At 60.6% G+C, this 14,013-nt stretch carries 7 protein-coding genes; 3 read left to right on the top strand and 4 right to left on the bottom strand.

Going from position 1 to position 14,013, the window contains the following annotated elements:
- Positions 1-4: 4 nt before the first annotated feature.
- The 4 genes from AC3WMV_RS05025 to aceE form a co-directional block, all read right to left on the bottom strand.
- Positions 5-2,764 carry a putative bifunctional diguanylate cyclase/phosphodiesterase gene (locus tag AC3WMV_RS05025; protein WP_492561387.1) on the bottom strand — a complete coding sequence of 920 codons (2,760 nt, stop codon included), beginning with the start codon at positions 2,762-2,764 and terminating at the stop codon, positions 5-7.
- A 252-nt stretch (positions 2,765-3,016) separates the two neighbouring features.
- Complete coding sequence (locus AC3WMV_RS05030; protein WP_103368212.1) at positions 3,017-4,414, bottom strand: alkaline phosphatase D family protein; 1,398 nt, start codon at positions 4,412-4,414, stop codon at positions 3,017-3,019.
- Between the two features lie 279 nt (positions 4,415-4,693).
- Complete coding sequence (gene aceF, locus AC3WMV_RS05035) at positions 4,694-6,670, bottom strand: dihydrolipoyllysine-residue acetyltransferase (RefSeq protein ID WP_027611362.1); 1,977 nt, start codon at positions 6,668-6,670, stop codon at positions 4,694-4,696.
- Between the two features lie 11 nt (positions 6,671-6,681).
- A complete protein-coding gene (gene aceE, locus AC3WMV_RS05040; RefSeq protein ID WP_103368213.1) occupies positions 6,682-9,327 on the bottom strand; it encodes a pyruvate dehydrogenase (acetyl-transferring), homodimeric type in 2,646 nt (881 codons plus the stop codon).
- A gap of 262 nt (positions 9,328-9,589) precedes the next feature.
- Between aceE and AC3WMV_RS05045 the strand changes: the two genes are divergently transcribed.
- The 3 genes from AC3WMV_RS05045 to waaF all read left to right on the top strand — a co-directional run bounded on the left by AC3WMV_RS05045 (position 9,590) and on the right by waaF (position 14,013).
- The gene (locus AC3WMV_RS05045; protein ID WP_256584922.1) at positions 9,590-9,715 is read left to right on the top strand and encodes a hypothetical protein; all 126 of its coding nucleotides are present in this window, start codon (positions 9,590-9,592) and stop codon (positions 9,713-9,715) included.
- The gene (glnE, locus tag AC3WMV_RS05050; protein ID WP_103368214.1) at positions 9,712-12,651 is read left to right on the top strand and encodes a bifunctional [glutamate--ammonia ligase]-adenylyl-L-tyrosine phosphorylase/[glutamate--ammonia-ligase] adenylyltransferase; all 2,940 of its coding nucleotides are present in this window, start codon (positions 9,712-9,714) and stop codon (positions 12,649-12,651) included. Before AC3WMV_RS05045 ends, glnE begins: the two co-directional genes overlap by 4 nt.
- A gap of 327 nt (positions 12,652-12,978) precedes the next feature.
- Positions 12,979-14,013 carry a lipopolysaccharide heptosyltransferase II gene (waaF, locus tag AC3WMV_RS05055; protein WP_047290935.1) on the top strand — a complete coding sequence of 345 codons (1,035 nt, stop codon included), beginning with the start codon at positions 12,979-12,981 and terminating at the stop codon, positions 14,011-14,013.

Raw genomic sequence — 14,013 nt, forward strand, 5'->3', positions numbered from 1 at the left:
TCAGTCAGGATGGGATGTAAAAAGTCAGACCGCCAGTGTGCCGAATGATGCCGGATTTCGCACTATTCAAATGTGGGAGCGGGCCGCGCGGGTAGCGCTTGAGCGCCTGAATCAGCTCAGCGCCGGGGATCGGCCGGTCGAACAGGTAGCCCTGGCCGACGTCGCAGCGGTGGCGACGCAAAAACGCCAGTTGCTCGGCGGTCTCGATGCCTTCGGCCACGACTTTGAGTTTCAGGTTGTGGGCCATGGCGATCACCGCGGAGGTGATTTCCATGTCGTCCTGGTTGTCGGGGATTTCGTGGATGAAGCTGCGATCGATCTTGATGATGTCGATCGGGAATTTCTTCAGGTAGCTGAGCGACGAGTAACCGGTGCCGAAGTCGTCCATGGCCAGGGTCAGGCCCAGACGCTTGAGTTGATCGAGCTGCAAGTGAGTGTCTTCAGTGGCTTCCAGCAGCAGACCTTCGGTCAGCTCCAGTTCGAGCAGATTGGCCGGCAGCGCTTCTTCCTTGAGGATGTTGGCGATGGACGCGACCAGATCCGGGTCGGAGAACTGCTTCGGCGAAAGGTTGATCGCCACCTGCAGACTGCCCAGGCCAGCGGCGGTCAGGGCCTTGCTCATGCGGCAGGCCTGACGCGCGATCCACTTGCCGATCGGAATGATCAGACCGGTTTCTTCGGCGACGCTGATGAACTGGTCGGGGCGGATCATCCCGCGCTCCGGGTGGTTCCAGCGCAGCAGCGCTTCCATGCCCAGCAGGCGACCGCTGCGCAGGCACAGCTTGGGCTGGTAGAACACGTCCAGCTCGTTCTGGGTCAGGGCGCGGCGCAGGTTGTTCTCGACGAACAGCTTGTAACTGGCCTCGGCGTTGAGTGCTTCGGTGAACACCTGGACCTGGTGTTTGCCGTTGGCCTTGGCCTTGTGCAGGGCCAGGCCGGCGTTGCGCATCAGGGTCTGTGGATCGCGGCCGTGCAACGGGGCGCAGGCCAGGCCCACGGAGCCGGTGACGCTGATCAACTGGTTGTCGACGAACATCGGTTTGTCGAGGGTCGCCAGTAATTGGTTGGCGATCTGTTGGCCGGTGGCGAGGTCGGTGTCGTCGAGCAGCACCGCAAATTCGTTACTGGCGAACCGCGCGAGGCTGCCGCTCGGGCTCAGGCTGTTGCGCAGGCGTCGGGCGAGGCTGATCAACAACTTGTCACCGGTCTGGTGACCGAGGCTGTCGTTGATCCGCTTGAAGTTGTCGATGTCCACCAGCAGCAGGCTGATCGGCGTATCGCTGTCGCGGGCGAAGCGTTCGTCCAGATTGCGGATAAACGCCGGGCGGTTGCCGAGGTTGGTCAGGTTGTCGGTGTAGGCCAGACGCTCGATGCGCTGTTGCGCCAGTTTGGTTTGGGTGATGTCTTCGTAGATGCCGATGTAGTGCGTCAGCTCACGGTTGTCGCCATACACCTTGGAGATCGACAACTGGCCCCAGTACGGTTCGAGGTTTTTGCGCCGGCTCTTGAATTCGCCCTGCCAGCTGTTGCTCTTGGCCAGCGCCGAAGGTGCGTCGAACAGCAGCTCGCTGAGGTTTTCCAGCGCCGGCAGCTCCGACAGGCGCTGGCCATGGACTTCCTCGGTGGAGTACTGGGTGATCGCGGTGAAGCTCGGGTTGACGTACTCGACCACGCCGTCGCAATTGACCAGCAGAAAGGCGTTGGCACTTTGCTCGACCGCACGCTGGAACAGGTGCAGGGCGCTGGTGGCGGTGCGGCGGTTGTGGTTGTTGATGACCTGGGCGAACTGGTCGGCCAGCTCACCGGCAAAGGCGATTTCGTCGGACTGCCAGGCGCGGGTGACGCCGGTCTGCTCCAGACAGAGCACGCCGACCACCTGGCCGTCGACGCGGATGCTGGCGTCGAGCATGGCGTTGACGTCACGCGGGCGCAGGGCTTCGGCCATCTCACGGGTGCGCGGGTCGCGCATCGCATTATGCGCGTCGATGGCGCGGCTGCCGTGCAGCGCTTCCATGTAGTCGGGGAAACCGCTGATGTCGATCACCTCCGGCAGGATGTATTCCTGCGTCGCGCGGTGATACGCGGAAATCGGCACCAGCAGATTGCCTTCGAGGTTCCACAGGCTGGCGCAGTCGATTTCATAGATGTCGCAGGCGCAGCGGGTGATCAGTTCGGCGGCTTCCTGCAGCGAGTTGTGGCTGCTGTAGCGCTGGCGGGCGAGCAGCAGAATCAGATCCTGCTGGGCGCGCACGCGATCGAGGTGCTGCAGCTGTTCCTGCTGGGCACGTTGGTTGAGTTCGAGGGCGATCTGCAGGCGCGAGTTCTGGGTTTCGAGGTCAACGGACGGCAGCGTCGGCGCTTCGTCGAACACGTTATCGACTGCCAGCAGATAACCGCGCAGCAAGTGTCGATTGTGCTGTTTATAGGCTTCGCCGAGTTCGAGGATGCTAAGCACGCCCGCAGCGGTGTGCAGGGTGTAGCGCACCAGATAATGCGGGCTGTCGCGCAGTTGCTGCTGGATCGCGTCGTGCAACTGATAGCGCGCTTCAGGCTCCATCAGGCTGGCATACGGTGAACCGACCAGTGCACAGAGCTCAACGGCCGGCTGGCCGAACTGGCGTTCGCAGTTGGGATCGAGAAACAGCATCGCCCAACTGGCTTCATTCAAGCGCTCGAAACGCAGCATGCCGAGCCGCGAGGGCACAGGCAACTGCGTCACTACCTCGGCCGCCATACGGCTGGCGGCATCGGGTTGGCTCTTCATGAAGGAACTCGCTTGGAAATATGCTGAACGCGCCGGGCTCGCGCCCTCTTTACTGTTGCCTGCGGCAAGGTTGCATCATTGCGGCACCGACTGACAAGAGAGATGAAGGCCAAGTGCTATAAGAATGTGTCGGCCGCTCGGGGCATTTCTCCAGTGGGTGGTTGAAAAGAGCAAAAGATCGCAGCCTGCGGCAGCGCCTGCAGGGATATACGATGTCCTTCAGGAGCTGCCGAAGGCTGCGATCTTTTAGATTCAACGTAATTTCAGGCTGAGCGATTGCAGCTTCTTGCCATCTCGATCATGGTAATTGATCAAAATCTGATCAGCCTCGACCACTACATGGGCGAAGTTGTCTTCGCTGACCACAGTGCTGGTCAACTCATGTTGATAGTCACCCGCCGCAGTGCGTACCAGTGGCTGATCAAGGATGAACGTCGACGCCGTGGCATAGGGCAAAAGTTTGCTGTTACACAACGGCGAGGAGACGATGGTGTGGACTTCGAAGTCCGGGTCTTCGCTATGGGTCAGGCGCGAGGTCAGCGAGCCGTGCACGTCGCCCGAGACGAATACGACATTCCTGATCTGTCGGGTGCGGATGGTTTCCAGCACACGCAGGCGCTGCTCCGGGAAGGCTTTCCAGGCATCGTCGCCGTGCAGTTTGCGATCCGGATAGAACATCACGCTGGTGACCACGAATTTGACCCGTGCCTTGCTGTTGCTCAGCCAGGCGACCAAGGCCTGTTCCTGCTCGCTGTCCAGGATGCGTCGATCATCAGCAGCCAGGTTGCGCCGAGTCCGGCTATCAGTGACAAACCATTCAATATCGCCATCGCTGAACTGATACCAGTAATGCGCCAGTTTTGAATGATCAATCTCGCCATCAACTGTTAGTTCATGCGCCGGACTATGACTGGCTTGATACAACTCATACGCCGCCATTGCATTGCGATATAACTCATGATCGGACTTGCTGGCGTTCGCCGGCCAGTTGTCTTCAATTTCGTGATCGTCGAGGATCATGTAAGTCGAAGTGCCGGACATCAGCCGCTGAATATTCGGTTGCGAGAAGGCCGCGCGGTATTTATCGAGGATGTCCTTGTACTCGCGATCCGGGGCAATCAGGTTGAGGTCGTCGACATAGATCTGGTCTCCGGTCATCAGGGTGGCGCTGATCGGCGGCTCGGCGCCTTCGATCAACTGATTGATCGAGGCGAATATACGGTCGCCAATTTGGGGCATGGAAGCAATGCCGGCGGTCATGCGCAAGTAGCGACAGGAGCCGATGATATAAGCGCGTGGCTGCGCGGCGTCGCTGGCACGGGTGCGAAAGCGGTAGATCTCGCGCGGCCATTGCAAAGGCAATTCGGCGATGCTCTCGACGGTATGCACCGGGCTCATGGGGCTGAACCAGCCCACTTGGTATTCATACTCGCAATGGCTCTCCAGGTCATTCAATGAAAAGACCTGGCAAAAATCGCGCAAAGCACTTAAACGGGAAAAAAGGCTATTTGACCATTGATTGCTGTCGCGCTTTCGATAACGCAGGCCGGCAAATGTGGTGGCGTTGTTTTGCGAGTCGCCGCGCATGAAGATGCGTGCGTGATTAGTTGTTGTATGGCCAATAATCGGGCCGACAGTTGGTTTTAACATGTTCGAATCCGTTCGAATTGATACTTGAATAGCGGTCAGTGTGTAGCAAGTTATTCGTTTAACTTGTGCCGCCAAGGTTAGTTGTCGGCGGATAAAAAATATCGGCGCGAAGTGGACTGGACTCGTGGCTTAAGTAGACCGAAGTTGTAGGAATAAAAGCGTTGTAACTTTTCTTCGGGCAAAAAAAGCCCCGTCAAACTGACGGGGTTGAGGTACGAGCGTGTGGCGCCCGAAAACGTGGAACGCAATCGGCCCTCCGTTGCCGGAGGGCCGAACGCTTTACAGCAGGATGGTGCGGATGTCGCCCAACAGGCTGCCCAGACGCTGGGTGAAGCGTGCAGCAGCAGCGCCGTTGATCACACGGTGATCGTAGGACAGCGACAGTGGCAGCATCAGTTTCGGCTGGAAGGCTTTGCCGTCCCAGACTGGCTGGATGGTTGCCTTGGAAACACCGAGGATCGCCACTTCCGGCGCGTTGACGATCGGCGTGAAGCCGGTGCCGCCAATGTGGCCGAGGCTGGAAATGGTGAAGCAGGCGCCTTGCATCTCGTCCGAAGAGAGCTTCTTGGTGCGGGCTTTTTCAGCCAGCGAAGCAGCTTCTGCGGCCAGTTGCAGCAGGCTCTTCTGGTCGACGTTCTTGATGACCGGTACCAGCAGGCCATCCGGGGTGTCGACCGCGAAACCGATGTTGACGTACTTCTTGCGAATGATCGCCTTGCCGCTTGGCGCCAGCGAACTGTTGAAGTCCGGCAGCTCTTTGAGCAGGTGCGCACAGGTCTTGAGCAGCAGCGGCAGGATGGTCAGCTTGACGCCGGCCTTCTCGGCGACGGCTTTCTGCGCAACGCGGAACGCTTCCAGCTCGGTGATATCCGCCGAGTCGAATTGCGTCACGTGCGGCACGTTCAGCCAGCTGCGGTGCAGGTTGGCGGCGCCGACCTGCATCAGGCGGGTCATCGGTACTTCTTCGATTTCACCGAAGCGGCTGAAGTCCACGACCGGGATCGGCGGGATGCCCGCGCCACCGGTTGCACCGCCAGCGGCTGGCGCTTCTTTGGCCTTCTGCATCATCGCCTTGACGTAAACCTGCACGTCTTCCTTGAGGATGCGACCGTGCGGACCGCTGGCGCCAACGGCGCTCAGCTCGACGCCGAACTCGCGGGCCAGTTGACGCACGGCAGGGCCGGCGTGAACTTTCGCGCCAGGCTTGGCCGGAGCAGCAACCGGAGCGGCAGCAGCAGGTGCAGCGGCAGCCGGAGCAGCAGCGGCTGGCGCCGGAGCGCTAGGAGCAGCGGCGGCAGCTGGAGCCGGGGCAGCAGGGGCAGCAGGGGCCGCGCCTTTGACTTTCAGCTTGAGGATCAGGTCGCCGGTACCGACTTCGTCGTCCAGCTTGATGGAAATGCTTTCCACCACGCCAGCGGCAGGCGATGGGATTTCCATGCTTGCCTTGTCGGATTCCAGAGTGATCAGCGACTGGTCGGCTTCAACGCTGTCGCCAGCCTTGACCAGGACTTCGATGATCTTGGCCTTGCCGGCCGAACCGATGTCCGGAACGTGGATGTCCTGAACGCTGTCAGCCACTGGAGCAGCCGGGGCTGCCGCAGAAGCAGGCGCAGCGGCAGCGGCCGGCGCAGCAGCCTGAGCCGGAGCGGCCGCAGCAGGCGCCGCAGCCCCCGCCACTTCCAGATCCAGAATCAGGTCGCCAGTGCCGACTTCGTCGTTGAGCTTGACGCTGATGGCCTTGACCACGCCCGCGGCAGGCGACGGGATTTCCATGCTCGCCTTGTCGGATTCCAGGGTGATCAACGATTGATCAGCCTCGACGGTGTCGCCGACCTTGACCTGGATCTCGATGATCTGCGCCTTGCCCGACGAGCCGATGTCCGGCACGTGCACTTGCTGTACCGAAGCGGCAGCAGGGGCAGCAGGGGCAGCGGCTGGCGCGGCAGCAGCAGGAGCGGCAGCCGGTTTGGCTTCAGCTTTTGCAGCCGGTGCAGCAGCAGGTGCAGGGGCCGCTTGCGCGGCGCCCTCGACTTCCAGCTCAAGCAGTTCGTCGCCTTCTTTCAGGCGGTCGCCCAGCTTCACTTTCAGGCTCTTGATGACGCCGGCTTTCGGGGCCGGCACTTCCATGCTGGCCTTGTCCGATTCCAGAGTCAGGATGCTCTGGTCGGCTTCGATACGGTCGCCGACCTTCACAAACAGTTCAATTACTTCACCTTCACCGCTGCCGATGTCAGGTACGCGAATGAGTTCGCTCACAAAATGTCTCCTCAGCAGTCCAGTGGGTTGCGTTTTTCCGGTTCGATGCCGAACTTGACGATGGCCTCGGCCACGACTTTAGGTTCGATATCACCACGGTCAGCCAGTGCTTCCAGGGCTGCCAACACCACGAAATGACGGTCGACTTCGAAGAAATGACGCAGTTTCTTGCGGCTGTCGCTGCGGCCGAAACCGTCGGTGCCCAGGACTTTGAATTCCTTGGACGGTACCCACTGACGGATCTGCTCGGCGAACAGCTTCATGTAGTCGGTAGAGGCAATCACCGGACCCTTACGGCCGCTCAGGCACTCTTCAACGTAGCTCTGCTTAGGCTTCTGGCCAGGCTTGAGACGGTTGCTGCGCTCTACGGCCAGGCCGTCGCGACGCAGTTCGTTGAAGCTGGTAACGCTCCATACGTCAGCGCCGATGTTGAACTCTTCACGCAGGATCTTCGCCGCTTCACGCACTTCACGCAGGATGGTGCCGGAGCCCATCAGCTGTACGTGATGCGCCGCATCGCGGGTGTCTTCTTCGAGCAGGTACATGCCTTTCTTGATGCCTTCTTCGGCACCGGCCGGCATGGCTGGCTGCTGGTACGACTCGTTCATCACGGTGATGTAGTAGAAGATGTCCTGTTGTTCTTCGGTCATCTTCTTCATGCCGTCCTGAATGATCACCGCCAGCTCGTAGCCGTAGGTCGGATCGTAGGTGCGGCAGTTCGGGATGGTCGCGGCCAGCAGGTGGCTGTGACCGTCTTCGTGCTGCAGGCCTTCACCGTTCAGGGTGGTACGGCCGGCGGTGCCGCCGATCAGGAAGCCACGGGTACGGCTGTCGCCAGCGGCCCAGGCCAGGTCACCGATACGCTGGAAGCCGAACATCGAGTAGAAGATGTAGAACGGCAGCATCGGCTGGTTGTGGCTGGAGTACGAAGTACCGGCAGCGATGAAGGAGCTCATGGCGCCTGCTTCGTTGATGCCTTCTTCAAGGATCTGACCTTTCTGGTCTTCCTTGTAGAACATCACCTGGTCTTTATCGACTGGCTCGTACAGCTGGCCGACGGAGGAGTAGATGCCCAGTTGACGGAACATGCCTTCCATACCGAAGGTACGGGCTTCGTCCGGGATGATTGGCACGATGCGCGGGCCGATTTCCTTGTCCTTGACCAGTTGCGCGAGGATCCGCACGAAGGCCATGGTGGTGGAAATTTCACGGTCGCCCGAACCATCGAGGATGGCTTTCAGGGTGTCCAGGTCCGGCGTCGGTACGCTGAAGCTCTGCGCGCGGCGCTGCGGTACGAAACCGCCCAGTGCGGCACGGCGCTCGCTCAGGTAGCGGGCTTCGGCGCTGTTTGGCTCTGGCTTGAAGAACGGCAGGTTCTCCAGCTCTTCGTCCTTGACCGGGATGTCGAAGCGATCGCGGAACAACTTCAGGCTGTCGACGTCGACTTTCTTGGTGTTGTGCGCAGTGTTTTTCGCTTCGCCGGCACCGGTGCCATAACCCTTGATGGTCTTGGCGAGGATGACGGTTGGTTGTTCTTTGTGGTTGACCGCTTCGTGGTACGCCGCATAGACCTTGTACGGGTCGTGGCCGCCACGGTTGAGTTTCCAGATCTCGTCGTCGGACAGGTCGGCAACCATCGCCTTGAGTTCAGGCGTGTTGAAGAAGTGCTCGCGAACGAACGCACCGTCTTTGGCTTTGTAGTTCTGGTACTCGCCGTCGATGACTTCGTCCATGCGACGTTGCAGGATGCCGTCGACGTCTTTGGCCAGCAGTGGGTCCCAGAAACGGCCCCAGATGACTTTGGTCACGTTCCACTGTGCACCGCGGAACACGCCTTCGAGTTCCTGGATGATCTTGCCGTTGCCGCGAACCGGGCCGTCGAGGCGCTGCAGGTTGCAGTTGATGACGAAGATCAGGTTGTCCAGCTTCTCGCGGCCAGCCAGGGAGATCGCGCCCAGGGATTCCGGCTCGTCGCACTCGCCGTCGCCCAGGAAGCACCAGACTTTCTGTTTGCCCGGCTGGATGAAACCGCGGTGTTCCAGGTACTTCATGAAGCGTGCCTGGTAGATCGCCTGGATCGGACCCAGACCCATGGATACGGTCGGGAACTGCCAGAAGTCAGGCATCAGCCAAGGGTGCGGGTAGGACGACAGGCCCTGACCGTCGACTTCCTGGCGGAAGTTGTTCATCTGGTCTTCGGTGATGCGGCCTTCCATGAACGCACGGGCGTAAACGCCTGGCGAGGTGTGGCCCTGGAAGTAGATCAGGTCGCCGCCGTGTTCGTCGGTCGGGGCCTGGAAGAAATAGTTGAAGCCGATGTCATACAGGGTCGCGCTGGAAGCGAAGCTGGAGATGTGACCACCCAGGTCAGAATCTTTCAGGTTCGTACGCATTACCATGGCCATTGCGTTCCAGCGCACCAGCGAGCGAATGCGGCGTTCCATGAACAGGTCGCCAGGCATGCGTGCTTCGTGGGTTACCGGGATGGTGTTGCGGTAAGGCGTGGTGATGGCGTAAGGGAGCTGCGAACCGCTGCGGGTCGCCAGTTCACCCATACGGGTCATCAGATAGTGAGCACGGTCTTCGCCTTCTTTGTCGAGAACCGATTCCAGGGCGTCCAGCCATTCCTGGGTTTCGACGGGATCGAGGTCTTGCATGGCTTGCTCCAGGGCGGAAAGGCTTCCAGAATCGGTTGCCTGAGTTTGCGACTGGCCTTGTGGGCAGACGATTTAAAATTCTTGGATTGCCGACAGGTTGTTCCGGCGGCGTGTAGTTTTACTACAAATCTTTGAGCATTTCAGCCTTTCGCCTGTATAGACGAGTAGTAAAACTACAGAGGAAAGGCTTGTGGCCTCCGACTGCGTTGTGAGAATAATCGTTAAGGTTGGTCGATTACCATCCGAAAAAGGTGAAAGTTTGATGCTGGATGCCAAAAAAGAAGAAATTTCAGCTATTTCTAACTTTTGTTCGACAGTCCTTCGCGTAGCGGGTTTTCATCAAACACTACAAGCGGCCATTTACACGCCGATCAAGGATAGACCATGACCCTGCCCGTGCTCGCTGAACTCCCCGCCATTCTCCTGCCGTTGGTCACTCGATCCGAGCAGTCGTTCCGTACGGCCGTCGCCGCGCTGGAAGACGATCACGGCTTCTCTAACTGGACCCCGGAACGCTGGGCGCAATTCGCCCGCGTCAGTGCCGCCAGCGATTTCGTCATTGAACAGGGCGTTCGTGACCCTTTGATGTTGTTGTCACTGGTGCAGTCCGGCGAACTTGATCGGCCGTTCGCACCGGGTGAATTGTGCGCGCAGATTGCCGCCGCCGTGAACACCGCGCAAAGCGAAGACGAACTCGGGCGCGTCCTGCGCCGCCAGCGCGCCCGCCATCAAGTGCGGATCATCTGGCGTGACCTCAACCGCCAGGCCGATCTGGTGCAGACCTGCCGCGACCTCTCCGACATGGCCGACGCCACCATCGATCAGGCTTACCGGTGGCTGTACAGCCGCCATTGCCAGCAGTTCGGCACGCCGACCGGCCGGCGCAGCGGCTTGCCGCAGCAGATGGTCATCCTCGGCATGGGCAAGCTCGGTGCGGTCGAGTTGAACCTGTCGTCGGACATCGACCTGATCTTCGCCTACCCCGAGGGCGGTGAAACCGTCGGCGTGAAACGCGCGCTGGATAATCAGGAATTCTTCATTCGCCTCGGTCAGCGCCTGATCAAAGCCCTCGACCCGATGACCGTCGACGGCTTCGTGTTCCGCGTCGACATGCGCCTGCGTCCGTACGGTTCATCCGGCGCGCTAGTGCTGAGCTTCAATGCGCTGGAACAGTATTACCAGGATCAGGGCCGCGACTGGGAACGCTACGCGATGATCAAGGCGCGGGTGGTGGCCGGTGATCAAGCGGCGGGCGCACAGTTGCTCGACATGCTGCGCCCGTTCGTTTACCGCCGTTACCTGGACTTCTCGGCGATCGAAGCGCTGCGCACCATGAAGCAGCTGATCCAGCAGGAAGTGCGGCGCAAGGGCATGGCCGACAACATCAAGCTCGGCTCTGGCGGGATCCGCGAGGTCGAGTTCATTGCCCAGGCCTTTCAGTTGATCCACGGCGGGCGCGACCTGAGCCTGCAACAGCGTCCTTTATTAAAGGTGCTGAGCACGCTGGAAGGCCAGGGCTACCTGCCACCGGCGGTGATCAGCGAGCTGCGCGAAGGTTACGAATTCCTGCGTTACACCGAGCACGCGATTCAGGCGATTGCCGATCGCCAGACCCAGATGTTGCCGGACGGCGCTCAGGATCAGGCGCGTATCGCGTTCATGCTGGGCTTCGCCGATTGGCAGGCCTTCCATGAAAAGCTGATGTTCTGGCGTGGTCGGGTGGCCTGGCACTTTGCGCAGGTGATCGCCGATCCCGATGAAGAAGAGGGCGCCGACTGCGAAGTGGTAGTGGGCGGTGAATGGTTGCCGCTGTGGGAAGAGGAGCAGGATGAAGAGGCCGCTTGCCGACAGCTCGAAGAGGGCGGCTTTGCTGATGCGACCAAGGCCCTGAAGGCGCTGGCCGGTTTGCGCGGCAGCCCGCAGTTGCGTGCGATGCAACGGCTGGGTCGCGAGCGTCTCGATGCGTTTATCCCGCGTCTGCTGGCCCAGGCGGTGGAGCATGACAACCCGGATCTGGTGCTGGAACGGGTGCTGCCACTGGTCGAAGCCGTGGCCCGACGTTCGGCTTATTTAGTGTTGCTGACGGAAAACCCCGGCGCCCTGCGGCGTTTGCTGACGCTGTGTGCGGCCAGTCCGTGGATTGCCGAACAGATCACCCGTTTCCCGTTGCTGCTCGACGAGTTGCTCAATGAAGGCCGGCTGTTCAAGCCGCCACTGGCCCCGGAACTGGCCGCCGAATTGCGCGAGCGCCTGACGCGGATCCCCGAAGATGACCTCGAACAGCAGATGGAAGCCCTGCGTCACTTCAAACTGGCGCACCGCTTGCGCGTCGCCGCCTCGGAAATCGCCGGCAGTCTGCCGTTGATGAAAGTCAGTGATTACCTGACCTGGCTCGCCGAAGCGATTCTCGAGCAAGTGCTGGCGCTGGCCTGGCGTCAGACGGTGGCCAAGTACGGCACGCCGCTGCGCACTGACGGCAGTTTGTGCGATCCCGGCTTCATCATTGTCGGTTATGGCAAAGTCGGCGGGCTGGAACTGGGGCATGGTTCGGACCTGGACCTGGTGTTCATCCATGACGGTGATCCGCAGGCGGAAACCGACGGGCCGAAGCCGATCGATGGCGCACAGTTCTTCACCCGGCTGGGGCAGCGGATCATTCACTTGCTGACGGCGCAGACCAACTCCGGCCAGCTGTATGAAGTGGACATGCGTTTGCGCCCGTCCGGCGCGTCGGGGCTGTTGGTCAGTTCGCTCGGGGCGTTTGAGCGCTATCAGGAAAATGAAGCCTGGACCTGGGAACATCAGGCCCTGGTGCGGGCGCGGGTGCTGGTCGGCAGTCAGGATGTCGGCCAGGCCTTCGAGAAAGTCCGCGCGCAGGTTTTGGGCAAGCCGCGGGATCTGGCCAAGCTGCAGCAGGAAGTCAGCGAGATGCGTGCCAAGATGCGCGATAACCTCGGCAGCAAGAGCACGGCGGCCGGTACCGCGGCAAATGCCTTCGAAGCCACGGCGCCGTTCGACCTCAAGCAGGACGCCGGAGGTATCGTCGATATTGAATTTATGGTGCAATACGCGGCCCTGGCGTGGTCGCACAGCCACCCGCCATTGCTGCGCTGGACCGATAACATTCGCATTCTGGAAGAGCTGGAACACGAAGGGCTGATGCCTGCCGAAGATGCCAGCCTGCTGCGTGAGGCCTATAAAGCCTACCGCTCCGCCGCCCACCGACAAGCCTTGCAGAAGGACGCCGGGGTGATATCGGGCGATCAGTTTGCCGAAGAACGGCGGCAGGTTTTGCGGATATGGAAAGAGATGGGGTTAAGCTGAAACCGGATATTTGAAGCACCGAGTACCTTGTGGGAGCGGGCTTGCTCGCGAAAGCGCAGTGTCAGTCACCATCGATGCAGGATGTGACGGCCCCTTCGCGAGCAAGCCCGCTCCCACATCGGATCTGCGTTGATTGCAGATTAAGGGCCGGATGCAAAACCCTGTGGGAGCGAGCCTGCTCGCGATAGCGGAGTATCAGACGACAATAATGTTGGATGTGAAGACCCTTTCGCGAGCAAGCGCGCTTCCACAGCAGATCTACAGTGTTTGTAGAATTCTCGAGGCGGGGAGGCGTAAATGCCTCCCCGGTTCGTTTATGGAAACCACATGAATATTCTGATCGTTGGGCCCAGTTGGGTCGGTGACATGGTGATGGCGCAGACACTGTTTCAGTGTCTCAAGCAGCGCCACCCGCAATGCGAAATCGACGTGCTGGCCCCCGAGTGGAGCCGGCCGATCCTTGAGCGCATGCCCGAGGTACGCAAGGCCTTGAGCTTTCCGCTCGGCCATGGCGCTCTGGAACTGGCGACGCGTCGGCGAATCGGCAAGTCCCTGGCCGGCCAGTACGATCAGGCGATCCTGCTGCCGAATTCGCTGAAGTCGGCGCTGGTGCCATTCTTCGCCGGCATCAAACAACGCACCGGCTGGCGTGGCGAATTCCGCTACGGCCTGCTCAATGACGTGCGCACGCTGGATAAAGAACGTTATCCGCTGATGATCGAGCGCTTCATGGCGCTGGCTTACGAGCCGAACGCCGAGCTGCCGAAGCCTTATCCGCGTCCGAGCCTGCAAATCGATCCGGTGACCCGCGAAGCGGCGCTGGCCAAGTTCGGCCTGACTCTGGACCGTCCGGTGTTGGCCCTGTGCCCCGGCGCCGAGTTCGGCGAATCCAAGCGCTGGCCGTCCGAGCATTACGCCAAGGTTGCCGAAGCGCGGATTCGCGAAGGCTGGCAGGTGTGGCTGTTCGGCTCGAAAAACGACCACGCGGTAGGCGAAGACATTCGCGCGCGGCTGATTCCCGGCCTGCGTGAGGAATCAGTCAACCTCAGCGGCGGTACCTCGCTGGCCGAGGCCATCGACCTGCTGTCCTGCGCAGACTCGGTGGTGTCCAACGACTCCGGCCTGATGCACGTTGCGGCGGCGCTGAACCGTCCGCTGGTGGCGGTCTACGGCTCTACGTCACCGGGGTTCACCCCGCCGCTGGCCGAGCACGTCGAAATCGTTCGTTTGGGACTCGATTGCAGCCCGTGCTTCGACCGTACCTGCCGGTTCGGCCATTACAACTGCCTGCGCCAGCTGATGCCGGACGCGGTCAACGATGCCTTGCAGAAACTGCAGGGCTCCGTGGTCGAGGTTCATTAA

Source organism: Pseudomonas sp. FW305-3-2-15-E-TSA4 (assembly GCF_058787295.1).